The following is a 23,764-nucleotide window of genomic DNA, read 5'->3' as shown; positions in this document are numbered from 1 at the left end:
CGGTATGGAACTGCACGAGACCGAGGAGCGGCGAGCGCTGCGCAAGGCCGTGTCCGAGATCGCCAAGGACTTCGGGCACGACTACTACGTGGCCAAGTCGCTCGGCGGGGAAAAGAGTTCGGAACTCTGGCACGCCGTCGGGGAACAGGGGTTCCTCGGGATCAACATCGCCGAGGAGTACGGCGGCGGTGGCGGCGGCATCTACGACATGCAGATCGTCGGTGAGGAACTGGCCGCGGCCGGCTGCCCGCTGCTGATGACGGTGGTCTCCCCCACCATCTGCGGCACGATCATCCAGGCTTTCGGCAGCGACGAACTCAAGGCACGCTGGCTGCCGGGCATCGCCAGCGGCGAGGTCATCATGGCGTTCGCGATCACCGAGCCGGATGCGGGCTCGAACTCGCACAACATCTCCACCTACGCCAAGCGCGTCGGCGGGGATTGGATACTCAACGGCACCAAGTACTACATTTCCGGCGTCGACGAGGCGGAGGCCATCCTGGTCGTCACCCGCACCGCGACCGACGACCGCGGACGCGGACGGCTGAGCCTGCTCGTGGTCCCGACCGACGCGCCCGGGCTGACCAAGACCCTCATCCCGGTGCAGGCGGTGACACCTGAAAAGCAGTTCACGCTGTTCTTCGACGACGTGCGGGTGCCGGCCGAGAACCTGATCGGCGCGGAAAACGACGGTTTGCGTCAGGTATTCATGGGCCTCAACCCCGAACGCATCATGGGCGCCGCCCTGGGAAACGGCATCGGCCGCTACGCGCTGGACAAGGCCTCTGCCTACGCGCGCGAGCGCAAGGTCTGGGACGTGCCGATCGGAGCCCACCAGGGCCTGTCCCACCCGCTTGCGCACGCTAAAATCCAGCTGGAGCTGGCCCGGCTGATGACCCAGCGGGCGGCCTCATTGCACGACGCCGGCGATCCCGGTTCCGCGGAGGCGTCGAACATGGCCAAATACGCTGCGGCCGAGGCGGGCATCCTCGCCCTCGACCAGGCGATCCAGACCCACGGCGGCAACGGGTTGGCCACCGAGTACGGGCTGGCCACTCTCTGGGGCCCGGCACGGCTGATGCGGACCGCGCCGATCAGCCGAGAGATGATCCTCAACTACGTGGCACAGCACAGCCTCAACCTGCCACGATCGTACTGAGCATCCTTCATCCGTTCCTGTCCGCTTCCGTCTACCAAGACGGACAGTGGTGATCGGTCGCCCGCCGGGGCCGGGTCCTGCCTTAACGAGCATTTGTCAACCAAAACTGCCGAGGAGGCAAATCAACATGGATCGCGGTATCGGTCAGTGGGTCACCAAACGGGCCTTCCTCAACGGGCAGCGCACAGCGCTCGTCCAAGGTGACACCAGCTTCACGTACTCCGACTTCGATCGGCGCACCAACCAGGTGGCCTCGAGCCTGTTGCGTCTCGGTGTCCGTAAGGGGGACCGGGTGGCCATACTGCTGGTGAACTCGGTCGAGTTCCTGGAGGTCCTCCTCGGCTGCGCGAAGATCGGCGCCATCACCATCCCGATCAACGTCCGGCTCGCCGGCCCGGAGATCGGCTACATCCTCGCCGACTCCGGCGCCGACGTGTTCGTGTTCCACGCGCCGCTAGCAGCGGCGGCGGTCAGCGCGCTGACCGAGCCTGGGGTCCGGGTCCGCCACACCCTCCGGGCCGGGGGCGCCCCGGCCGACGGCGAGATCCCCTACACCGACCTGCTCTCCGACGGTGCGCCCGCGCCACTCGACAGCGACGTCGAGGGCCGCGACCCCGCGTTCATCATGTACACCTCGGGCACCACCGGCCGCCCGAAGGGCGCCATCCTCACCCACGACAACCTACTGTGGAACGCCATCAACGTGCTGGGCGCCGAACAAGGCCTGACCGGCAGCGACGTGACTGTCGCAGTCGCCCCGATGTTCCACATCGGCGGGCTCGGGGTACATACGTTGCCGTTGCTCTACGTCGGCGGGACCAGCGTGATCCTGCCGTCGTTCGACCCGGTGGGCACGCTCAAGGCGATGGCCGAGAGCCGGGCCACCGTCCAGTTCATGGTGCCGGCGATGTGGTCGGCGCTGACCCAGGTGCCCGACTTCGACTCCTACGACCTCTCCGCGCTGCGTCTGGCCATGGGCGGCGGCGCACCGATGCCGCTGACTGTCATCGACTTCATGCACCAACGCGGAGTCCCCTTCACCGAGGGATTCGGGATGACCGAGACCGCCCCCATGGTCTCGGTCTTGGACGCCGCCAACATCACCACGCGGGCCGGGTCGATCGGCCGGGTCGCCATGCACGTCGATGCCCGAATCGTCGACGCCGACGACCGGGACGTCCCGGCCGACACCGTCGGCGAGCTCCTGGTGCGCGGATCCAACGTGTTCGTCGGGTACTGGATGAAGCCGGCGACCACCGCCGAGGCCTTCCGGGGCGGCTGGTTCCACACCGGCGATCTCGGCCGGATCGACGTCGACGGCTACATCACGCTCGTCGACCGCAAGAAGGACATGATCATCTCGGGCGGGGAAAATGTCTACCCCATCGAGGTCGAGCAGGTGCTGTTCCGTCACCCCGGTGTGCTCGACGCCGCGGTCGTCGGCGGTCCGGACGACAAGTGGGGTGAGCGCGTCGTCGCCGTGGTGGTGGCCGACCCAGCCGCCGAACAGGTACCCGGCGCCGACGAACTGATCGCCTGGTGCCGCGAACGGCTGGCGCATTTCAAGTGCCCGCGCGAGGTGCACTTCCTTGCCGAGCTGCCCCGCAACGCCACCGGCAAGCTCCTCAAGACCGAGCTGCGCAGGCGATTCACCGGTGTCGAGGGCGGCGTCGTCCAGCGCTGAGGCACGACACCGGAGGCGGAGCTCGGGTTTGGGAAGTGTTGTCGCGACGAGTAGCCAAGGTCACCGCTGCAAATAGCTGAAGATGTTATTTGTCGCTAACGTTTAGAGGCGCAGGGTTGGGACTTGTCGGCCGAGACAACCGGGAGGAACACGACATCCGGCATGTGTTGCGGGTGGGTCTTGCCATGCGCTCGCCTGTCACCTTGCGATAGGTGCTTGAGCGTCCCTGACGCCCATGAGCTTCGGCGAAAGGGGGGTGCTTCAGTGTCGTACGGCGGCGACCGACGACTCCACCCGATCAGCCTTCCCGCAGTAGAGCCCGGTGGCAGCGTCGAAACATGAATCGGACTCGGACCACGAGGCCCGAGACATCCGGATCGCCGTCGGTCACCACACCCATCCGTCCGAGACTACCGGTGTTACTACGCTGCGAGGAGTACCGCGGTCGACTGCGGCCAAGCCCACGCTCTGGCGTGGCGCACCCAGCTGAGATCCACCGTCACCGATTACGCGTTGATTCACGCATCGGTTTCTCGGACAGTCCTCGTTCATCACCGCGCGGGTGTCAGCCGAATCGGCAGATAAGTGGTGCCCCGAAGTGAGCTGTTGGTTGACCAGGTGGCCGAACCGGCCGCTGCGATGGCCGAGGCTTGGGAAGTGAGTTCGCGGAGCACCGCCTGGCCCTCCATGCGACTGAGGGTTGCTCCGATGCACATGTGAACGCCGTAGCCGAATGCGATGTGATTGCGCGGATTTCGGTCAGCGCGGTAGGTATCGGGATCCTCGAAGACCTCAGGGTCGCGATTGGCCGCGCCGAATGCCAACAAGAGCCGCGACCCGCTCGGGATAGTCACCTCGCCGACCCTGTAGTCGGTGCGAGTGTAGCGGTACAGGTTTTGGATGGGCGCCGAGTACCGCAGCTGTTCCTCGACAGCGCTGGGGATCAGGTCGGGATCGTCTCGGATCATGGCGAACTGATCGGGGGCGTGGGCAAGGGTGTCGAACATCCCGCCGATGAGGTTGGTGGTGGTTTCATTCCCAGCGAATAACAGGAGCATCGCGATGAAGAAGAGCTCGTCGTCGGAGAGCTTGCCGTCCTCGTTGTTATCGACGAGCCGACCCAGTACGGTATCTGACCCCTTGAGCTTGCCCGAGGCCAACTGATCCTTGAAGTACCGGCGCAGTGCCGCAATCGCCCGAACCCCCTTGAGCCCCTGCCGCAGCCCGGCGGGGCTCACGCCGGCATTGATGACGCCGACACCGTCTTCGGACCATGATCGGAAGTTCTGGACATCTTCGGGCGGAATCCCGATTATGTGCGCGATCATTCGGATGGGCAAAGGCACGGCGAGGCGCTCCATAACGTCGCAACCGGGGTTGGCGACGACGTCGGCGACGAGTTCTTTGGCGAGTTGGTCTGCCATCCCCTGCCAGTCGCTCATAGCTCCCCTGGTGAACCCGGGTTGAACCTGTTTGCGAAGCCGGGTGTGGTCATCGCCGTCGGTGAGCACCAAGATCGGTGCCGAGATCTTCATTCGGGTGACGCCCTGGCTACTTGTGACGGCGTCGGTGTCGCGTAGGGCTGCTCGGATGTCTTCGTGTCGGCTCAGAATGAAGGTCGCACGTTTGGGGTTGTAGTGCACCCGCCCTCCGGCGTGCAGCGCGCGATAGGCATCGAATGGCTGCGCCGCGGTCGCTGGATCGAGTGGATCGTAATCGGTGTTTACCGCACCGGTCCATCCTGCATAGCCACGGCGCCGGACCCGTACGGCCGCAGCAATGTTCATTCCGACAGCCGCCACCACCGGTGCCCCGATTTGCCGCACCGCGCTATCCGAGCGCCATCTACTCATCGGTAGTCCCCGCTAAGGTCGCCGGACGGTTGGTGCCTGAGCGCGCTGCGCAGTATGTCATGGCATCAAGGCTGGCCAACGGCGATCCACCGCGTCAATGGTGCGGCAACAGTTGATAGGAAATCGTCTGCCCTCGGCGGGTCTGGATTATCACTATAGAGCTGTGAAATGCTAATACTGCGATTGGGAGAGTCTATTAATTCTCATTCCGAGAATTCTCCCAAGCCGACCAGGGGTGTCGAACATCGGAAGGCCTTGGAAGTGACAGGCAACGACTGGCTACTCGAGCAGCCCAGAGCGGCCGCTGCGACTGAAAGGATTCTCCAGGCGGCCGCGAGTTTGATCGGACGCCGAGGCTTCGATGATTTCTCCATCCACGAACTCGCCGCGTCGGTCCACTGTTCGCCGGCAACGATCTACCGTCACGCGGGTGGGAAAGCCGCGATTTGCGAAGCGGTCGTGGTGAGGCTGTCGTCGCGCATCGTAAACGCCGTGGACGACGCAATCTGCGATTTGACAGGGCATGAGCGGATCGTCGTCGCCGTCAGCGTGGCCCTACACCACCTCCGCACGGAACACATTGTCCAACAACTGCTTCGGTCATCCAATCCGAAGAACCGGCGATGGATCGAGACCTCGCCCATCGTCACCGGCATCGCGACAAGCATGATCGGCTCAGACCGTCACGACGAGGCCGCCGCCCAGTGGTTCGTACGCGCAGTGCTTGCGCTGTGGCACTGGCCGGCAAGCGTTCCTGGCACAGAACGTGAGATCATTGAGCGGTTCCTCGGGCCAGCTTTGAGCGCGTAAAGAGCGTGCCACTGAGCCCAGCAAGGCCTTCGCCTTCGTCTCCCCAAGCCGATCTCATTGTCGATGTTGACGACGGTTGAAAACCCGGCCAGTTGCGACGTTGATAGAACTCATCCCGGAACTACCTCCTCGCCTTTCGGCCGGATATGACAGCCGCGGGGTGTTGGGATCCGGGTGTGCAGCGTCGAGTTCCGTGGTCGGCGTCTTGTGCTCCGGGCCCCGCTGGAGGTGTGGACGTGGAAGCTCATCTTCGTCGGTCTGGCCGTTGCTCGGTCTGGCGTTGTCGGTATTTTCGTTTGGCATCGAGGCCTTCGTACCCGCGGATGTGCAACCCCCCCGAGGAATGCGTTCACGGAAGCGGTTCGTGAGGCCTTGACAACCTGACGTCGCCGGGCCGCGGCCATCGCAAGGCCCTGAAAGACGCTCAGTCCGACGAGTCGTTCAGCGTGCGGTCGAGAAAATCTGCGACTGCCGAAGTGAAGGCGTCGTTGTCGTCGCCCGCAACCATGTGGCCCGTGCCCGAAACGTCGACAGCCTCGGCGTGCGGTACGACTTCGAGGAACTCCTCGACCGACTGCTGCGACGTCACGTCGGAGTGAACGCCGCGAATGAGAAGCGTTGGTGCTCGCACGCGGCGGGCCCCTTCGATGAGAAGGTCGCTTATGGCGCCGAATTCTTTGGCACCAGTTGCTGGGTCGCCCTGCAGGAACTCGAAGTTGGAAGCTATGAACGCCGGATCCCATCGCCAGATCCACCGACCGTCGTCGCGCTGCTGCAAGACCTTTCGGAGACCGTCCAAGTTCTTGGGCCGAGCGCGATGCCGGTTGTACTGGGCAATGACGTCCGCGGCCGCGTCGAGCGTATCGAATCCGTCGGGATGGGCGCCCATGAAAGACACGACGCGGCGTGCTCCGTGAAACTCCATTCGCGGAGTTATGTCGACCAGTACGACGGCTCCCCACAGATCGGCAGGCGCCACCAAATGCGTTCCCAACACCGTCATGCCGCCCAAGGATGCGCCAACGACAGCTGGCGGGCGGCCATCGCTGGCATATCGGCGAATCGACAGCAGGTCGGATGCAAGTCGGTCGAGATCGTATCGACCATCGGGGTCCCACTCGCTGTCGCCGTGACCGCGGGCGTCGTAAGCGACGACGGTATACCCGCGCGCGTGTAAGCGGCGCGCCGTAGTCGCCCAGGCATGGCGGTTCTGTCCACCGCCGTGCAGCAGTATGACGACCGCGCGGGCGGATTCGTGTCGGTAGACATCGGCTGCAAGGGCGGTTCCGTCTTCGTTGCGGACGCGCTCGAACGTTGAGGTCATTTGCTGTGTCCTCGATGGTCGCCTTGGGCAGCGTTCTCGTTCCGCGACCGGATCACGAGGCGCTCTGGGCGACGACGGTCACTGTTCCCTGTGCGGCGCATACCGGGCGTCCCGTATTGGTGATGTCGATCCTGGCGACGCCGCTACGCTTCCCCAGCGCGATGATGTCGGCGACCGCAACGCAGACTCCACTGGACACCGGACGTAGGAGGTTCAGTTTGAATTCGGTTGTGGCCACCCATGACCCAGGTGGGATCACCGGATAGAACACCACGCCCAAGCAGTGGTCGACCATCGCTGACAGGCATCCGCCATGCAGAGTGCCGAAAGGAGTCAACAAATCGGCTCGGGCGTCCATTTCCACTACCAGTCTCCCGGCGGAGAACTCGATGTGGCGGAAGTCCAAGTACTTGGCGAGCCCTCCCGAGGTTCCCCCCGCGTGCTGGAGCTCCTCGGCTATTTGCTTGTTGAACTGGGGGAAGTCCATGGTCAGCGCCTCGTTTCGTTCAGCGATACCGATGCCATCGCTGAGACACTACTCCGCAGTTGTCGCAGCAATGCAACTGTGAGTGTCGGCCAGTAGCGCGGGAAGCAGGAATCGGCGCAAGAAAGCATCGATTCCTTCGGGGCTGCGGTGCCGGGGGCCGCGAACCGCGAGCAAGCTGAGGATGATGCGCAAAATCCATTCGGCGGCGTCATCGACCGAAACGCCGGCTTCGAGTTGATGCCAGTGTGCGGCGAACACGGGTCGCAGAAACTCGGCGACGAGTTCGAACAGCGCCACCGACGTTCCCTCGGCCAGTCCCACGCCGGCGAGTTCATCGTCGCTGGCGAAGAGCATGCCGATTATCGGTTCGCGGCGTGCCGCGCGCACCGTGACTGCAACGAAGTCCAATATGGCAGAGCCCAAGTCGGTGTGCGCCAAGATCCGTCCGCTGGTGCGGTGCAGGTAGCGTTCCGCTGCGCGGACGATGACACCGGATACGACGGATTCGCGACTAGCGAAGTAGCGATAGACCGTGGCGCGCGATACGCCCGCATGCCTGGCGATATCCTCCATCGTGGTGCCCGACAGCCCCTCGCCTTGCAGGCACGTTTCGGCGGCGTCGAGTAGGCGATCGCGCGCCATATCGCGGTTTCGCCCAGGAGTCGCGTCGCCCCGCCGCAACGATCTCTTCGTCACGGGTACGAGTATGCCCTGTCAAGGGACTCGCTCTGTCGAACACCCGCGGTTGTCGCATGGAAACGGATGTGACAATATCGCAGTCGTGTCGCATAGAAGACCTCGACGATGAGCGTGATCTGACCGTTGGCCATCCCACCACGCACTCCGGTTGTCGTCGGCGTCGGTGAACTCACACATCGCGGTGAAGGCACCGTCGATCCCATCGATTTGGCCGCCGAGGCCGCGCGTCGAGCGCTGCATGATGCTTCGGCCGCGATCGGGCATCGCATCGATACCGTGGCGACGCCCGGAATCTTGATGATCCCACGCGACAACCCCGCGTCGAGGATTGCCGAAGCGACTGGGCTGACGCCGGATCATCGCATCAGTTGTCCGGTCGGCGGCAACACCCCCCAGTATCTGGTCGAGGTCCTCGGCCGCCGCATTTGGCGCGGCGTCAGCGACGCGGCTCTGATCGTCGGAGCGGAAAGCGGCGCGTCAGCACGCAAAGTCGCATCCGGTAGCGCACTTTTGGAGCCCAAACCCATCGCAGCACAGGACGAGTCACTCGGTGACACCCGCCCGGGACTGAGCGAAGCCGAGGTGGGCGCCGGGTTACATTGGCCGCACGAGGTGTACCCGATCTTCGAATCCGCGATCGCGGCCCGATCAGGCCGCACATTCGACGAACAGCGCCGCTGGCTGGGTGACTTGATGGCTCCGTTCACGGTTGAGGCGTCCCGACATCTCGAGCAGGCCTGGTTTCCGCGTGCCCGTAGCGCAGACGAGCTCAGCACGGTCTCCCCGGCTAACCGGATGGTGTGCGAGCCGTACCCGAAGCTGCTCAACAGCATCATCGCCGTGGATATGGCTGCCGCTTTCGTGATCATGGCCGCCGAAGTCGCCGAGGAACTCGGAGTGCCCAGTGATCGTTGGGTCTTCCCGTGGTCGTCGGCCACATGCAACGACGTGTATTTCCCGGTTCAGCGGCCTGATCTGGGTCGTTCCGCCGGAATAAGGGCCGCCGGCAAGGCGGTATTGGCGGCCAGTGGACTTCACATCGACGACATTAGATGGTTTGATTTCTACTCTTGCTTTCCTTCCGCGGTCGAGGCGGCGATCGACGCCTTGGATCTCGACCCGGCGGATGACCGCGGGTTCACGGTGACCGGCGGACTGCCCTACCACGGAGGGCCGGGTAACAACTATGTCAGCCATTCGATCGTCGAGATGGTGCGACGCTGCAGGAGCGACCCGGACGCCGTCGGGCTCGTGTCCGGACTGGGCTGGTACATCACAAAGCACTCGCTGGGTCTGTGGTCGGCGACTCCACCGCCAACGGGATGGCAGACTCCGGACATGGCCGATGCGCAGTCTGCGATCGACGGCACCTCCCTCCCGGTCGCTTCTCCCGCCGACGCATCCGGAGAGGCGACCATAGATGGATACACCGTCGTGCACGACCGTGACCAAGGCCCCTCCTGGGTGCCGATTTTCGCGCGCATGACCGACGGCCGCCGCGTCGCGGCGCGCAGTGACGATGCCGAGGTGGCGGTGGCAATGTCACGAGACATGTGCGTCGGACACCAAGTCGCCGTGCGGCAGGCGGACGGACACGTCGAATTCGAACTGTCGTGAACGCCGACGCGCTCGTGCTGACCAAGCCGCGCACCCTTGAACGGCGGCATCTTCCGGTGCCGCGCATCGACGACGAGTCCGGTCTCCTGCGGATCGAGGCGTGCGGGCTCTGCGGAACCGACCACGAGCAGTTCAGCGGACACCTGCCGACGGGGTTCGCCTTCATCCCCGGACACGAGATCATCGGCGTCATCGAGGGAATCGGTGACGCCGCGCGCGAGCGTTGGGGCGTCTCGGTGGGTCAGCGAGTCGCCGTCGAGGTGTTCCGATCGTGTCGGGAGTGCGACTCGTGCGGCCGCGGCGAGTATCGCAGGTGCTCGAGCAACGGCCTCGCCACCATGTTCGGCTTCGTCGACGTGAACATCCCGCCCGGCCTGTGGGGAGGCTATGCAACCCACCTGCATCTGCCGTTCGATTCCATGCCGTTGCCGGTCCCGGACGGACTCGACCCGATCGTCGCGACGTTGTTCAATCCGCTTGGGGCAGGGATCAAATGGGCTGCCATGTTGCCCGAGACAAGCCCGGGCGACGTCGTCGCGGTCCTCGGACCAGGGATCCGCGGGATTTGTGCTGCCGTAGCCGCCAAGGAGGCCGGAGCGGCATTCGTCGCGATGACCGGGGTCGGCCCTCGCGACCGAACTCGGCTAGCCGCAGCCCACCAGTTCGGCGTGGACCTGACCATCGACGTCACCGAAGACGACCCGGCGCAGGCCCTGCAAATGGCGACCGGCCGGCTCGCAGATGTCGTCGTCGACGTCACCGCGAAGGCGCCAGCCGCATTCGCGGACGCCGTCGCACTCGCGCAGCCCGGCGGACGCGTGGTGGTCGCGGGCACACGCGGCGGCGGCGGAGCGCCGGGCTTCGAGCCAGACCTGCTCGTATTCAAGGAACTACGCATCTTCGGTTCGTTGGGGGTCGACTACCCCGCCTACCAGAGCGCCATCGAGCTGCTGGTCTCTAGGCGTTGGCCCTTCGAAGAATTGCACCGCGAGATCACCGGTTTCGCCGGCCTGCCCGGGCTGCTCGACCTTCTGGCCGGCAACGAGCCGGACCGGGTCCCCGCTCTGCACAACGTCTTTGTGCCGATCGCCTGACAGCGCCAACTAGCGCCCAACCGGAAGGATCCACCGTGAGCAGCCAAAGCCGGGTTGACATGCTTGCCCTGACAGATGCCCGCGAGCGCGCCGCTCAATGCGGGATTCCGGACGCCATGGCTGAACTGTCTGTTTTCAGGATCGCGCTTCATCAGCCCCCTGTAGCCGTCGCATTGCATGGAATGCTGGAGGCGTTGCTGTGGAAAGGCGCGCTGGATGCGCGGCTACGGGAGCTGATCATCATGCGAATCGGCTGGGTCACTGATTCGGTCTATGAGTGGACGCAACACTGGAGGGTTGCCCGCTTGCTCGATGTGCCCGAACGCGACCTGCTCGGGGTGCGCGACTGGCAGAACGCCGGCCACTTCGGCGAAGCCGAGCGGGCGGTACTGGCGGCGACAGACGAGACGTTGCGTGACGGCACCATCTCGGATGAAACCTGGGCTGAGTGTCAGCGCGCGTTGCACGGGGACCCGGCCGTCCTCGTCGAACTCGTCGCCGCGATCGGGAATTGGAGATTGTTCTCAGCGCTGCTGCGGTCCTTGCACGTGCCGCTAGAAGACGGCCTCGAAGGATGGCCCCCTGACGGAGTTCGACCCTCCGTTGACTGAAGGGTGATCGGCTCGCCATGTCGACTCCGTGCTATGACTCTGCCCCTAGCACCTGTTGGTCGGGATCTGACGATGTCGAACGGTCGGGCGGTTGCATCTGCAGACGGCGATTCCACCACCGAGGATTGCGCCGGGCCTGAAGACTGAGCCGACGGAATTCCATCCGCTGCAGTCGAAGGAGAACTGGAACACCCAGCAGCGGGACGATCGCACCACGGACCGCACCTCGGCGACCATTCTCCAGCAATCCGGCTACAGCACTGAGCCCCGAAATGTAAAGAATACCGTTGTAAGGCACCAGGATTGGGCCGCATAGTCCTTCGCACTCGGACAGGCTTGGCACACCAAATCTCCAGCGCTTCGGCCAGTGTATGAAGTGAGCCAACACGGTCGTCAGGAACAGGCCGTTCACAACACCGAGGACAGCCTCGTGACGCTTATCGGCACGTTCCGCCATGCGAAGTACTACTGCGGTGCTCATGCCCCAACCCGTCGCTGCCGGCACCGGACCAATCACCGACGCGAACGGCATCGCAACTCCGGACAGCAATTCGTAGAAGACATGCGCGCTCGCTGACACGGCGCCAACTTGTGTGCAGATTTGCCGGGACGTCTTCGGACGCTGACGGGACGGCGGTAATGGCCCTTCCGCCCGCATCAGCGGAATGCCTGAACGCGCGATGCGGCCACGGCGCAACGCACTTCTTCGTGAAGAGGTCGTTCCATATGGCGGCGTTCACCACAAAAGTACTTGTCGACCTACACGTTACTCCGTAGCTGTTGGCCGCCATCGGCGTCGAAGAGTTCCTTGGTCCAACGTTCGAGGATTTCTGCGCTATCCCAGTCGTCGGGATGGAACCCGGCGTGGGTGTAGGAACGGAAGCGCTCAATCGCTGCTCGGCTGAACAGCGGGTTATGACGGAAGGCTCGAAGGCTGCGCAGCAACCGCACCGGGTTGTAGGCGGCACGATCGCCGGCCAGAGAGCGGGTGGTCTGGATGACCAACTCGGTGAACAATAGGAGACTGGCGATCCGCATTCCCCAGACCCTGGTGCGTTCGCTTCCACCGACCGTCTCGTAGACATCGAAAGCGACGGCCTTGTGCTCGCATTCCTCCAGTGCGTGCCAAAGCAGAATCGGCCGCACCTCGGTGTAGCCGATCAGTTCTTGAGCTTCGTCGCTGGTGAGAATGATCTCGGCGAATGTCGCCGTGTAGTGCTCGAGGGCTGCCGTCACAGCCAGGCGCATCTTGGGAGAAAAACGCTTCTCGAGTCGGCCAACCAACTTCTTGATATGCCGATCGATCCCCTCGGTGGGATAGCCCATCGCTTGAAGGCGATCGTTGAGCAGCCGATGCTGGTGCCGGTGGGTGGCCTCTTGAGCGATGAATCCCTTGACCGCCTCCTTCAGGTCAGCGTCGCTGATGTGGTCCCGGTACTCGCGGACTGACCGGATGAAGAAGTCTTCGCCTTCGGGGAACGTGGCCGACAAGGTGGACACAAAGTGGCTCATCACCAAGTCGCCATCGACGAAGTGCTGCCGACTGGTCTCAGCAGGCATGTCGAATCGGACACGGCGGGGCTTCGGGACGACCCGCGTGGTGGGCCGTGTGGACGAATCGTCGCTCATGTTGTTCTCCTGTTGTCATGGGCACTGATGATCTGACTTTACGCCTAGTCAGAATTAGATGGCAAGCTATGCGTTGTGCGATCGGTGCGGGTGTACAGCGGGATGTCCGCCGAGGAGCGTCACCGGAACAGGCGCACGCGTCTCATCGAGGCCGCGATGGAGTTGATCGGCACGCACGGCGTTGCCGCCGCCACGGTGACTGCCGTATGCGCTGAGTCCGGCGTGACGTCACGCTACTTCTATCAGCATTTCCCTGACAGAGACGCCCTCTTGCGAGCTGTCTACCAGCAGCTCTACGCAACCTTCCAGGAGGTGATAGTTGACGCGATCCCCGATGCCGGCGCCCCACCCGAGGTGCTCGCGTACGCGCCGATCCGCGGGCTGGTCAGCATGATCAACAATGATCCTCGACTGGGTCGGATCTTGTTCGTGGAATCTGCAACGGAGCCGCTGCTTCGGGAGTTACGCAGCGACATGATGACCGGTTTCACCGACCTCGTATTGCGTGAGGCCAGACTTCACCTTGACATCGCCGACTCCGCAGTGGGCGTTGCCCATTTGGCCTCGACATTGGGTGTGGGTGGGTTATTCGAAGTCTTGCGCCGCTGGCTCGACGGAGAACTCGAGTTCACCACCGATGAACTCGTTCAGCACTGCGCAGGTTTCCTGGGCAGCCTCGGCAGCTATGTGCTGCTGCAGAACGCAGTCGAGTCGGCCACGACCAAAGCCAAACCTCAGAGTTAGCTTCTGGCGCCTCCCGGCCGCGCTTCGCGAATGTCGAGGTGCCTCCGCTTGCTTCATTCCGGACTGAACACATGAACGCCGCTGTACAACATTAGAGGCCAGCGTCGTCGACCAAATAACGTTCGGCGAGCGTCTCGGCAAGCCGACTCGTGTGCTCCACGATCTCCCCCTGGATGACGTCAAGCAAACCTGCATGCCATGCGGTGATCAATTCGACGAAGCCACCAACGGCCACCAGTGTGTCCATCCGAAGGGCGGTTTCATCGGCTTCCGGCCTCAGGTGTGGCTCACTGGCTGCGATCACCAGGTGTGTCGCCTCCTGCAGTGCGACAGCGCGCCGATCCTGAAGCGGGGAACTGCCCACGTGTTGAGCCAGTAGAATCTTCGCCCTGCCCGGATCCTCTGCAATCCGGTCGACCACCGCGGCGATGGTCACGCGGATGGTCTCCATCGGCGGCTGCCCGATGCGTTCTGCGAGCGTCGCAGAAACCTCACCGAGCATCTCGTTGCGCACGCCGTCCCATGCAGCGACAAGTAACTCGTCGCGGGTCTTGAAGTCTTCGTAGAAGTAACGGTCGTTCAGGCCGGTTTTGGCGCACACTCCTCTCATCGTGACTGCTGCCCAACCGCTTTCACTCCAGATTTCCGTCGCGGCATCAATGAGGCGCTGACGGCGCTCCGCCCGGCGTTCAGCACCGGTACGCCCGCCCCATCTCTTCGACCGCGTCCGCACATGTCCATCTTGGCAAACCACAGTAGGTCGCAACACTTTGGTAGCATCCGCCCCCAATGGGGGCGCGTGCCACCATAGGACTCCGCGGAGGGCAGCGATTGACGATCAGAACGCTCAAACTTCGAGTTCTCAGAGACGTGGCAGCGGCTGTCGTCATTCCCGCCCCCAGCAGTGATCGTGCGGCACTGGCGACGGTGGCGGTAGGAGGCGCCCTGCACGCCGTGCAGGTATTCGCGGCCGACTGGCCCGCCGCAATCCCGTAGGGAGTCGACTCATGACGCTCTTGAGCGAGGCCCCCACCGGTCGCCGTCACCACTTGCACTACGTGCGGTAGCGTACCGATACCGGCAGTATCGCTACCAGTGGAGGCCAAGTGACCGACGGCAGTGCAGATGCCCCAAGCCAGGCCAAGCGGCCTGGTCGGCGCGCCAACGGATCCACCGATCCGGCCGACACTCGCGAGTACAGCGAACGGTTGGCGACCCTGGCCCGGTTCACCCTCCGACACAAAGCGCTCGTCATCGGGGTATGGCTAGGCGCCGCGGTGGTTCTCGCGCTGCTGTTCCCACAGCTGGAAACCGTGGTGCGCCAACAGTCGGTGGACCTCATTCCTCGCGACGCCCCGTCCTTGCAGACGGTTGACCGCATGAGCGCCGCGTTCGGCGAAGAAGGCTCGAAAACCATGGTGTTCGTCGCCATGGAAGACCCCACTGGCTTGACTCCAACTGCACGGCAGCGCTACGGCGAACTCGTGCGCCGGTTGCAGGCCGAGGGCGACCACGTCCTGCTGGTGCAGGACCTGCTGGCCGATCCGATTACCGAAGCTCAGGCAGTCAGCGCCGACCGCAAAGCCTGGTATCTGCCCGTCGGTGTCACCGGCACCCTCGGAGACCCCACGGCAGCCGAATCCTTGAACGCGGTGCGCGACATCGCCGCGGAGGTGTTCACCGGATCGACCACGACCGTCCAAGTGACGGGACCACCGGCGACCTTCAGCGACATGATCGCCTCCGCCGAGCACGACCTGCTGTTGATCTCGATCGCTACCGCCGGCGTGATCGCCCTGATCTTGCTGATCGTCTACCGGTCAGTGTTCACCGCGCTGTTGCCACTGCTGGTAATCGGGTTGAGCCTGGCGGTTGGGCGCGGCGTGCTATCCGCCCTCGGCGAGATGGGCATGCCGGTCTCCCAGTTCACCGTCGCATTCATGACGGCGATCCTGCTCGGCGCCGGAACTGATTACACAGTTTTTCTGATCAGCCGGTACCACGAGCAGCGCCGCGCCCAAGTACCCGCCGATCAGGCGATCATCCACGCCACCGCCAGCATCGGGCGCGTCATCCTGGCGTCCGCCGCCACCGTGGCACTCGCGTTCTTGGCCATGGTCTTCGCGCGGCTCAGCGTCTTCGCCGCCCTGGGCCCCGCGTGCGCCATCGCCGTGCTGTTCGGATTTCTGGCGACCGTCACCCTGCTGCCACCCGTGCTGTCGCTAGCCGCCAAACGCGGCATCGGTGAACCCAAATCCGATCGCACCCGCCGCTACTGGAACAGCGTCGCCGTCGCCGTGGTCCGCCGTCCGGTGCCACTGCTGATCGTCAGCCTGGCCATCCTGCTCGCCCTATCGGCAGCCGCTGCGACCATCAAAATCAGCTACGACGACCGCAAGGGACAACCAGACACCACGGCCAGCAACCAGGGCTACCAACTTCTGGACCGCCACTTCCGCAAGGACGTCGTCATCAGCGAGTTCCTCGTCGTAGAGAACCCGACCGACATGCGGACCGGGAGGGGGCTGGCCGATCTCGACGAGATGGCCTCTCGCGTCTCCCAGATCCCCGGCGTCACCAGGGTGTCCGGAGTCACCCGCCCCACCGGGGAGCGCCTCGACCAAGCAGAACTGGCCTGGCAGAACGGCCAGATCGGCGACAAAATGGCCGGCGCGGTCGCCGAGGGCAACTCACGCAAAGACGACCTCGCCAAACTCACAGGCGGCGCCGACCAGCTCGCCGACGGCCTCGCCCAACTCGATGGCACGGTGCGCACCGCCCTCGCGCCACTGGCCGGAATCCTCACCCAAGCTCAATCCGCGGGAACTCAGGTCAACCAGTTCCGCCCGCTGCTGCAACAACTTTCCGCCACCGCCCCCGCCGTCGACCAAGCCATCCAATCCGGCCCAGGACTGCGACCGCTGGCCAACCAGGCGCAGAACGCGATCACCCAGCTCGATCCACTCGTGGGCGCGCTCAACACCTCACCGTGGTGTGCCGCCACCCCGCAGTGCGCCCAAATTCGTGACCAGGTGAAGATTTTGGTCAGCCTGCGCGACAGCGGATTCTTCGACCAGATCGCCGACCTCGGGGACCGCTACGATCCCGCGACCAATGCCACCGTTGGTGGCACCCTCGCCAACGTCCAGAACGCAGTCGCCTCGCTGGACAAGGCATTCGGAGCCCTGGGTGATCCCGACGACCTGGCCACCAACCTCCGCCGACTACAGGAGGGAATCGGACAGCTGGCCTCCGGCGCTCAAGCACTCGCGACCGGTGTCCGCACCCTCGCCGACAGCAACATCGAAATGCTGTCCGGTATGAGCCAGATCGCCACCCAACTACAGAATTCCTCACGCGCAGCGGCGGACTCCGACTCCTCGAGCGGTTTCTACTTGCCCGCTAATGCATTCGAGAACCGGCAATTCACCGATGTTGCCAAGCAATTCCTCTCACCGGACGGCAAGACCGCGCGGTTCATGATCGAAAGCAGCCACGACCCTTACAGCGTCGAAGCCATGGAGCTCGCCAGCCGCATCACCGACACCGCCAACACCGCACGACCCAACACGTCGCTCGCCGACGCCACCGTATCCGTCGCCGGCTTCCCCGCCGTCAACTCCGATATCCAACGATTCCTATGGGCCGACTTCGCACAACTGGCCGTCGCCACCATAATCATCGTCGGCGTCATCCTGGTCCTACTGCTGCGCGCACTCCTGGCGCCGCTCTACCTCTTAGGCACCGTCGTGCTCAACTACCTCGCCTCGCTCGGCATCGGCGTTGTGGTATTCCAATGGGGACTGGGCTACGAAATCGCTTGGCCCGTACCATTACTGGCATTCATCATCCTCGTCGCCGTCGGCGCCGACTACAACATGCTGCTCGTCTCACGGCTCCGCGAAGAATCCGGGACCAACATCCGCGTCGGCGTCCTGCGCACCGTGGCAAACACCGGAGCCGTCATCACCTCAGCTGGTCTGATATTCGCCGCCAGCATGTTCGGCCTCATGGTCGGCTCAGTCGCCATCATGATCCAAGCCGGCCTCATCATCGGCTTCGGATTGCTGCTCGATACCTTCCTCGTGCGCACCCTCACCGTGCCCGCCATCGCCACACTGTTACGCGAAGCCAGCTGGTGGCCCACCAAAGCAACGCGGACCCCAGTAGCTGACACCGCCCCGCAGAAATAAATGAGCCACGCACTACTAGTGGAAGCGAGGAATGCGAGGGTCATTCGCAGCCGTGATCTTTGGTTGCGGATCCGTCGTGATCTGGCGTTGCAAGCCCGTCGAGGTAAGCGCCCAAACTGACATCCTGATTTCAAGGTTCCCGCTCTCGGTAAATCAAAGGCGGCCTTGACCACCAAGGTGTCTCAGTCCGCAGGCAGTCCGCAGTAGATTTTCGCGACTCCTGCGCGCGCCAACCCACCCAATGCAGCTGAGCTGGGAAAACTTACGCGGGCCAACGTACCCAACGTCATCAAAACCCCAGGTGGCGTGGTTCGGGACGAAGAGGTCGTGGGTTCGAATCCCGCCACCCCGACTCAGGTTGTTGCAGGTGGAGGGCTTTGGCTGGTCAATCCGGTCGGGGCATTTCCCGTCGTGGTCCGCAACTTCCGCCAACCCCTCTCATGCGGGCTTGAACACCGGTGGACGCCGGATCGAGACCCTCGGCACTCCCCCGGCCGGCGTAGTGAACACCAGGTCTTCTCGTCGCGTAGGTTTTCAGAGAACAAATCCAAGAGCTCAACGCAGCATTCAACGAAAGCCATCATGTCCGAGGACCAGAACACAGACGTTCCACCGAATCACCTCTCCATCGATCCGCGCAGCGCCTTCTATAGCGAAGAGGTGCTCCGCCGCGACGTGGGTATTCGCTTCAATGGCGTCGAGAAAACCAATGTGCACGAATACAACGTGGCCGAGGGTTGGGTGCGTGTGGAAGTCCCTACCGCCAAGGATCGCCGCGGCAATCCGATGGTCGTCAAACTCAGCGGCACGGTTGAACCTTATTTCCGCTTAGCGGAATAGCGGACGCCCTCGGCTTACCGCCGCGGTTCTGGGTTCGTCAGACCGTGCCGCGCTGCAGAACGCAGCTTCGAAGGACATCGAGGTGCCGTCGGCCGAGCGGATCACCCTTTGCGGGGGTGTCTAGCGCCGGCCGGGTCCGATCGGCCCGGGTCCGACCGCGCCGGGTCCGACCGGGCCGGGCCCGACCGGACCGACAACGCCACCAGGTCCGACCGGTCCACCAACACCGACGCCGATAGGTCCGGCGGGTCCGATGATCGGATGCGGGTCGACACCCCCGGGCTCGCACTGGTTCGTCTCTGTGTTGAAGTACATGCCGTAGCCGCAGCCATCGGCGGGGTCGGCCCCGCTGATGGCGGGTGACGCGAGTCCGATCAGCGACACTGATGTCGCGGCAAGGGCAGACACGGCCATCGTGGCCCGGTGCCGCAGCAATCGGCTCATTGCCGTCTCATCTCTGTTGTCATCTGATCACTCATAACGGTGTTGATTCGTCCACCATAGGCGCGCGTAACCGGATTTACTGCCGGCTCACTCGAATAGGGCCCCGCGCAAGCCTCAGTTCAGGATCTGCAGTCGCCACTCGCGCAGCAGCGGCTCGACCATCATGAAGTAGGTGGTGTTGTCGTCGTCTTCGGGCCCGCCCATCAGGATCCCCGCGGCGCTGACGCTGCCGTCCGGGTTCGTCACGAAACCCGGGCTGCCGCTGTCGCCTTCGATACTGAACAGGTTGGTCACCACCACGTTGCCCGCTATTTCGGTGACGACACCGCACGTCTCGCCGGTCTGGGACCCGACTTTGCAGAACGGCATACCGACCTGGATCTGATCGGGGCGCAGCACGTCGCGGATGTGGTAGCGCCCGTCGACGCCCCCGCTGGGCGGAGGGGTTCCCGGGGCAAGTCGGATGATGGCCGCGTCGCGGTCGTCGCCGTTGTTCTCGCTGGCGAAAATGCGGCCCAGCGGTGCCGCGCCGGAATCGGTCCATTCCGAGCCGTCGCCGGCGTCGCAATGCCCGCTGGTCAAGAGGTAGTAGTCGCCGAAGCGGTCCTGGACGGCGAACCCGGCGGTGCAGACGCTGTTGTCGTCGCCGACCTCCATGCCGGCCGTCGGGTTGGCCGGCGCCGGGCCGGCGAAGACCAGCCCCGCAACCGCGAGCGCGGCCGTGAGCAGGCTCGATGTCCATCCGTTGCGCGGCCTTGCACCCACCCGGCGAGGGTATCCGAACGCACGAAACGTGGGCTAGGAATCCCCTCGAGACATCATGATGTCGCCCGCGGCGACACCGTCCTACCCTGGCGTTGTGATGGAAGTACTGCCGTGGGTGGTTCCGATCGTCGCGATCCTCATCATCGTGACGATCCTGATCGCGCTCTCGGCGCATTTCAACCACGACTGAGCAACACGTGGGCCCCAGCTACATCGACGCGGGAACCCCGCACCGATGCGGGAGGCTCTCGGCGCGCCGACCACTAGGTGTCGCGGGTCCGGGTCGACTCCCCGCTGAGCGCCCGAGCGGTGTTGACCAGCCCCACCATTGAGAAGGCCTGCGGGGTGTTGCCGACCTGCCGGCGAGCCGCGGTGTCGTATTCCTCGCTGAGCAGCCCGACGTCATTGCGCAGGCCCAGCAGTCGCTCGAACAGTGCGCGGGCCTCGTCGCGGCGGCCGATGCCGTGCAGCGCGTCGGCCAGCCAGAAGGTGCACACCAAAAATGCGCCCTCGCTGCCGGGCAGGCCGTCCACCGAGCTCTCGCCGTCTGTCTGGTAGCGCCTCAGGAAGCCGTCACTGGACAGTTCGCGCTGCACCGCGTCGACGGTTCCCGCAACCCGCGGATCGTGCCACGGCAGGAATCCCACTCGTGGAATCAGCAGCAGCGCCGAATCCAGGCCGGCAGACCCATAGGATTGCGTGAACGTCCCACGGTCGGCGTCGAAGCCGTGCTCGCACACGTCGGCGTGGATCGCGGCGGCCAGCGCCCGCCACTGGTCGACCGGGCCTTCCCGGCCGTGGGTCTGCACCGCGTGCACCGCGCGGTCCACCCCGGCCCACGCCATCACCTTCGAATGCACGAAATGCCGTTGCGGGCCCCGGACTTCCCAGAGGCTGGCGTCGGGCCGGTCCCAGTTGCCCTCGAGGAAATCCAGCAGGGCGCGTTGGATATCCCAGGCGGTGTCCTCACACTCCAGACCGGCATCCAGCGCCAGGTTCAGCCCGTCGAGCACCTCGCCCCACACGTCGAGCTGGAACTGCCCCGCCGCCCCGTTGCCGACCCGCACCGGCGCCGAACCCTCATAACCGGACAGCCAATCCAGGGTCTGCTCCGGCAGCCGGCGGGTGCCGTCCAGGCCGTACATGATCTGCAGTTTGGCCGGGTCGCCGGCCACCGCGCGCACCAGCCACTCCCGCCAGGCCTTGGCTTCGGCGACGTAGCCGGTGCTCAGCAGCGCCTGCAGGGCGAAGGTTGCGTCGCGCAGCCAGCAGTAGCGGTAGTCCCAGTTACGAACCCCGCCAAGGCATTCCGGTAGTGAAGTGGTGGCCGCGGCGACGATGCCCCCGGTGGGGGCGTAGGTGAGCGCTTTGAGGGTGATCACCGCGCGGCGCACCGCATCGGACCACTGGCCCTGGTACCGGCACTGGTCGATCCAGTTCTGCCAGAACGACACGGTCTTCCCCAGCGCGCGAATCGCCTCGGAACGCGCGGCGTCGGGCAGCAGATGCGACGGCGTGTGGGTCAGCACGAACGGCACCTTCTCGCCGGCGGGCACCGCGAATTCCGCCACGGTCGTCATGTTTTCGCCCCGCATGGTGACCGGGCTGGTCAGACAGACCGTGTCCGGTCCGGCGACCGCGACCAGCCCGTAGTCGCTGCGGCGGATCCAGGGCACCACATTGCCGTAGTCGAACCGGATCACCAGATCCATCCGCATCGGCACCCGCCCCGAGACGCCTTCGACGATCCGGACGACGTCGGCGTTCTTGCCGCGCGGCGGCATGAAGTCGGTGACCCGCACCGTGCCGTCCGGGGTGTCCCATTCGCTGTCGACGATCAGGGTGTCGCCGCGGTAGCCGCGCCGGGTGGCCGGCCCGCCGGCGGCCGGGCCGATGCGCCAGTGGCCGGCGGACTCGTCGTGCAGTAGCGCGGCGAAACAGGCCGGGGAGTCGAAGCGGGGCAGGCACAGCCAGTCGATGCTGCCGTCACGGCCCAGCAGCGCCGCGGTATGCAGGTCACCCAGCAGCGCATAGTCCTCGAGCGGCGCCGACACCATCGGTGGTCTAGAGGCGTTCCTTGACCGCGGCCGACAGCCGGGCGCCGTCGGCCTTGCCCGCGGCGATCGCGGTGGCGGCCTTCATCACCAGGCCCATGTGCTTGATGTGCGGGCGTTCGCCGATCTGCTCGGCCACCTGCGCCAGCGCGGTGTCGACTACGTCGGCCAGCTCGGCATCGCTGAGCGGTTCGGGCAGGTATTCGGCGATGATCCTGGCCTCGGCGTGTTCTTCGGCGGCGAGTTCACCACGGCCGTTCTCGGTGTAGATCGCCGCGGACTCCGCACGCTTGCGGGCCTCGCGGGCCAGCACCTTGAGCACGTCGTCATCGGTCAGCTCGCGGGCCTGCTTGCCCGAGACCTCTTCGGACTGGATCGCTGCCAGCAGCATCCGCAGGGTCGCGGTGCGCAGCTTGTCCTGCGCCTTCATCGCTTGGGTCAGGTCCGCACGCAACTTCGATTTGAGTTCCGCCATGCCGCATAACGCTACGCTCAGCCATATGGTGAATCCGCCGCCCGGCTATCCCGGCCCTGGTTTCCCGCCGCCCGGCTACGGCCCACCACCCCCGGGATACGGCCCCCCGCCCGGCTACGGCCCGCCACCTCCGGGATACGGCCCCCCGCCCGGCTACGGCCCGCCACCTCCGGGTTACGGGCCCCCGCCCGGCTACGGCCCACCCCCGGGATACGGGCCGCCACCCCCGGGATACGGCCCACCACCTCCCGGCTACGGCCCACCACCGGGATACGGGCCGCAGCCCGGATACCCGCAGCCTGAGCTCAAACCCGGGGTGATCCCGCTGCGCCCGCTCAGCCTGACCGACATCTACAACGGTGCGGTCGGCTACGTCCGGGCCAACCCGGCGGTCGTGCTCGGGCTGACCGCGATCGTCGTGGTGGCGACCCAGATCATCAGCGGGATCGCGCTGTTCGGCCTGTTGACAGCGGTCGGGCCGGCACATAGCGGGCAGTCGGCCACCGAGATCTCCGGGGGTGACGTGGCGGCGTGGCTGACCGGGGCGGCCGGGGCCGCCATCGTGACCGCCCTGGGCACCATCGTGCTGACCGGCATGCTGACCGCCGTCGTCGGGCGCTCGGTGTTCGGCTCACCGATCACCGTCGGCGAAGCCTGGGCGATCGTCCGCACCCGTTTTGCGGCGTTGATCGGTCTGACCGCTCTGGTGGGGCTGGCAGCAGCGGTGTTGTGCGGCTTCGCCGCGTTCGTCATCGCGGTCGCCGCCGGGGCCGGGGGCACCGGGGCCGCCGTCTTGGTCGGCCTGCCGCTGGTGCTGGGCTTGGTCGCGGTCTTGGGATACGGCTACGCGGTATTGGTGTTCGCACCGACGGTGATCGTGCTGGAGCGGCAACCGGTCTTCGAAGCGATGCGCCGGTCGTTCGCCCTGGTACGCAACAGCTTCTGGCGCGTCCTGGGCATCATGGTCCTGACCGCTTTGATCGCCTCCCTGGTCAGCAGCGCGGTGGCGTTTCCGTTCAACATCATCGGGATGGCGGTCACACACGGTGCGGACGCCCTGACCGGCACGGCGCAGCTGGGCCTGTTCTCCCGCATAGGTGCGACGATCGGCCAGATCATCGTGCTGCCCTTCACCGCCGGTGTGGCGGTGCTGCTGTACACCGATCGCCGCATCCGCTCCGAGGCGTTCGACCTGGTGCTGCGGACCACCGTAACGAGCGGGCCGTACGGCGGCGGGTCGACCGACCACCTGTGGCTGACCCGGCCACCGTGGTGAGGACAC

The 23,764-nt window shown here is 65.0% G+C and carries 20 protein-coding genes; 10 read left to right on the top strand and 10 right to left on the bottom strand.

The features are described 5' to 3' along the window. The first annotated feature begins 4 nt into the window (after positions 1 to 4). Together G6N23_RS00750 and G6N23_RS00745 are read left to right on the top strand one after the other, a co-directional pair. Positions 5 to 1,159 carry an acyl-CoA dehydrogenase family protein gene (locus G6N23_RS00750; protein WP_043985026.1) on the top strand — a complete coding sequence of 385 codons (1,155 nt, stop codon included), beginning with the start codon at positions 5 to 7 and terminating at the stop codon, positions 1,157 to 1,159. A gap of 127 nt (positions 1,160 to 1,286) precedes the next feature. Next, entirely contained in the window at positions 1,287 to 2,843 is a 1,557-nt protein-coding gene (locus G6N23_RS00745; RefSeq protein ID WP_052537339.1) for an acyl-CoA synthetase, read from the top strand. Positions 2,844 to 3,394: 551 nt separating this feature from the next. Here G6N23_RS00745 and G6N23_RS00740 read toward each other — a convergent pair. Beyond that, positions 3,395 to 4,696: a cytochrome P450 gene (locus G6N23_RS00740; protein ID WP_052537337.1), complete on the bottom strand. Its 1,302-nt coding sequence runs from the start codon at positions 4,694 to 4,696 to the stop codon at positions 3,395 to 3,397. Between the two features lie 261 nt (positions 4,697 to 4,957). On the opposite strand from G6N23_RS00740, the gene G6N23_RS00735 reads away from it, so the two are divergent. Beyond that, positions 4,958 to 5,506 (top strand): TetR/AcrR family transcriptional regulator, encoded by a 549-nt coding sequence (locus G6N23_RS00735; RefSeq protein WP_043985023.1) that lies wholly within the window; start codon positions 4,958 to 4,960, stop codon positions 5,504 to 5,506. Between the two features lie 424 nt (positions 5,507 to 5,930). Here the strand turns inward: G6N23_RS00735 and G6N23_RS00730 are convergent, their stop codons facing one another. The 3 genes from G6N23_RS00730 to G6N23_RS00720 are packed head-to-tail and all read right to left on the bottom strand — an operon-like array spanning position 5,931 to position 7,959. Further along, positions 5,931 to 6,830 carry an alpha/beta fold hydrolase gene (locus G6N23_RS00730; protein ID WP_011895462.1) on the bottom strand — a complete coding sequence of 300 codons (900 nt, stop codon included), beginning with the start codon at positions 6,828 to 6,830 and terminating at the stop codon, positions 5,931 to 5,933. A gap of 52 nt (positions 6,831 to 6,882) precedes the next feature. Next, on the bottom strand, positions 6,883 to 7,317 hold the full coding sequence (locus G6N23_RS00725) for a PaaI family thioesterase (protein WP_011895463.1): 435 nt from the start codon (positions 7,315 to 7,317) through the stop codon (positions 6,883 to 6,885). Between the two features lie 48 nt (positions 7,318 to 7,365). After that, a complete protein-coding gene (locus tag G6N23_RS00720; protein WP_172733885.1) occupies positions 7,366 to 7,959 on the bottom strand; it encodes a TetR/AcrR family transcriptional regulator in 594 nt (197 codons plus the stop codon). 180 nt (positions 7,960 to 8,139) lie between these two features. Here G6N23_RS00720 and G6N23_RS00715 point away from each other — a divergent pair, with 180 nt between their 5' ends. From G6N23_RS00715 to G6N23_RS00705, 3 genes are read left to right on the top strand one after another with little or no spacing between them, the layout of a single operon-like run. Further along, positions 8,140 to 9,633, top strand: coding sequence for an acetyl-CoA acetyltransferase (locus tag G6N23_RS00715; protein WP_041800306.1), 1,494 nt, complete (start codon positions 8,140 to 8,142; stop codon positions 9,631 to 9,633). Beyond that, positions 9,630 to 10,727 carry a zinc-dependent alcohol dehydrogenase gene (locus G6N23_RS00710; RefSeq protein ID WP_043985022.1) on the top strand — a complete coding sequence of 366 codons (1,098 nt, stop codon included), beginning with the start codon at positions 9,630 to 9,632 and terminating at the stop codon, positions 10,725 to 10,727. The genes G6N23_RS00715 and G6N23_RS00710 overlap by 4 nt, the downstream gene beginning before the upstream one ends. Positions 10,728 to 10,762: 35 nt before the next feature. After that, entirely contained in the window at positions 10,763 to 11,338 is a 576-nt protein-coding gene (locus G6N23_RS00705; RefSeq protein WP_041800308.1) for a carboxymuconolactone decarboxylase family protein, read from the top strand. A gap of 31 nt (positions 11,339 to 11,369) precedes the next feature. On the opposite strand, the gene G6N23_RS00700 is transcribed toward G6N23_RS00705, so the two are convergent. Both G6N23_RS00700 and G6N23_RS00695 read right to left on the bottom strand, forming a co-directional pair. Beyond that, positions 11,370 to 11,918: a hypothetical protein gene (locus G6N23_RS00700; protein WP_052537336.1), complete on the bottom strand. Its 549-nt coding sequence runs from the start codon at positions 11,916 to 11,918 to the stop codon at positions 11,370 to 11,372. A 179-nt stretch (positions 11,919 to 12,097) separates the two neighbouring features. Continuing rightward, positions 12,098 to 12,967 carry a metal-dependent hydrolase gene (locus G6N23_RS00695; protein WP_011895469.1) on the bottom strand — a complete coding sequence of 290 codons (870 nt, stop codon included), beginning with the start codon at positions 12,965 to 12,967 and terminating at the stop codon, positions 12,098 to 12,100. 102 nt (positions 12,968 to 13,069) lie between these two features. Between G6N23_RS00695 and G6N23_RS00690 the strand changes: the two genes are divergently transcribed. Next, complete coding sequence (locus G6N23_RS00690; RefSeq protein WP_011895470.1) at positions 13,070 to 13,711, top strand: TetR/AcrR family transcriptional regulator; 642 nt, start codon at positions 13,070 to 13,072, stop codon at positions 13,709 to 13,711. Between the two features lie 91 nt (positions 13,712 to 13,802). Here the strand turns inward: G6N23_RS00690 and G6N23_RS00685 are convergent, their stop codons facing one another. Next, the gene (locus G6N23_RS00685) at positions 13,803 to 14,444 is read right to left on the bottom strand and encodes a TetR/AcrR family transcriptional regulator (RefSeq protein ID WP_085981140.1); all 642 of its coding nucleotides are present in this window, start codon (positions 14,442 to 14,444) and stop codon (positions 13,803 to 13,805) included. Between the two features lie 373 nt (positions 14,445 to 14,817). On the opposite strand from G6N23_RS00685, the gene G6N23_RS00680 reads away from it, so the two are divergent. Beyond that, on the top strand, positions 14,818 to 17,904 hold the full coding sequence (locus tag G6N23_RS00680; protein ID WP_085260345.1) for an MMPL/RND family transporter: 3,087 nt from the start codon (positions 14,818 to 14,820) through the stop codon (positions 17,902 to 17,904). Positions 17,905 to 18,486: 582 nt separating this feature from the next. Further along, positions 18,487 to 18,744, top strand: a complete 258-nt coding sequence (locus tag G6N23_RS00675) for a DUF3297 family protein (RefSeq protein ID WP_085260346.1) — start codon at positions 18,487 to 18,489, stop codon at positions 18,742 to 18,744. Positions 18,745 to 19,302: 558 nt separating this feature from the next. Here the strand turns inward: G6N23_RS00675 and G6N23_RS00665 are convergent. The 3 genes from G6N23_RS00665 to G6N23_RS00655 all read right to left on the bottom strand — a co-directional run bounded on the left by G6N23_RS00665 (position 19,303) and on the right by G6N23_RS00655 (position 22,482). Beyond that, positions 19,303 to 19,953, bottom strand: coding sequence for a S1 family peptidase (locus G6N23_RS00665; protein WP_085260348.1), 651 nt, complete (start codon positions 19,951 to 19,953; stop codon positions 19,303 to 19,305). 263 nt (positions 19,954 to 20,216) lie between these two features. Continuing rightward, the gene (locus G6N23_RS00660; RefSeq protein ID WP_085260349.1) at positions 20,217 to 22,010 is read right to left on the bottom strand and encodes a glycoside hydrolase family 15 protein; all 1,794 of its coding nucleotides are present in this window, start codon (positions 22,008 to 22,010) and stop codon (positions 20,217 to 20,219) included. A 7-nt stretch (positions 22,011 to 22,017) separates the two neighbouring features. Then, positions 22,018 to 22,482: a GatB/YqeY domain-containing protein gene (locus G6N23_RS00655; protein ID WP_085260350.1), complete on the bottom strand. Its 465-nt coding sequence runs from the start codon at positions 22,480 to 22,482 to the stop codon at positions 22,018 to 22,020. A gap of 25 nt (positions 22,483 to 22,507) precedes the next feature. Here G6N23_RS00655 and G6N23_RS00650 point away from each other — a divergent pair, with 25 nt between their 5' ends. After that, the gene (locus tag G6N23_RS00650; protein ID WP_095174057.1) at positions 22,508 to 23,758 is read left to right on the top strand and encodes a DUF7847 domain-containing protein; all 1,251 of its coding nucleotides are present in this window, start codon (positions 22,508 to 22,510) and stop codon (positions 23,756 to 23,758) included. Positions 23,759 to 23,764: the final 6 nt, after the last annotated feature.

The organism is Mycolicibacter terrae, assembly GCF_010727125.1.
In the GTDB taxonomy this organism is placed as follows: Bacteria; Actinomycetota; Actinomycetes; order Mycobacteriales; family Mycobacteriaceae; genus Mycobacterium; species Mycobacterium terrae.
The sequence above is the reverse complement of the archived record's forward strand: the minus strand, read 5'-3'. Positions and strand labels throughout refer to the sequence as shown.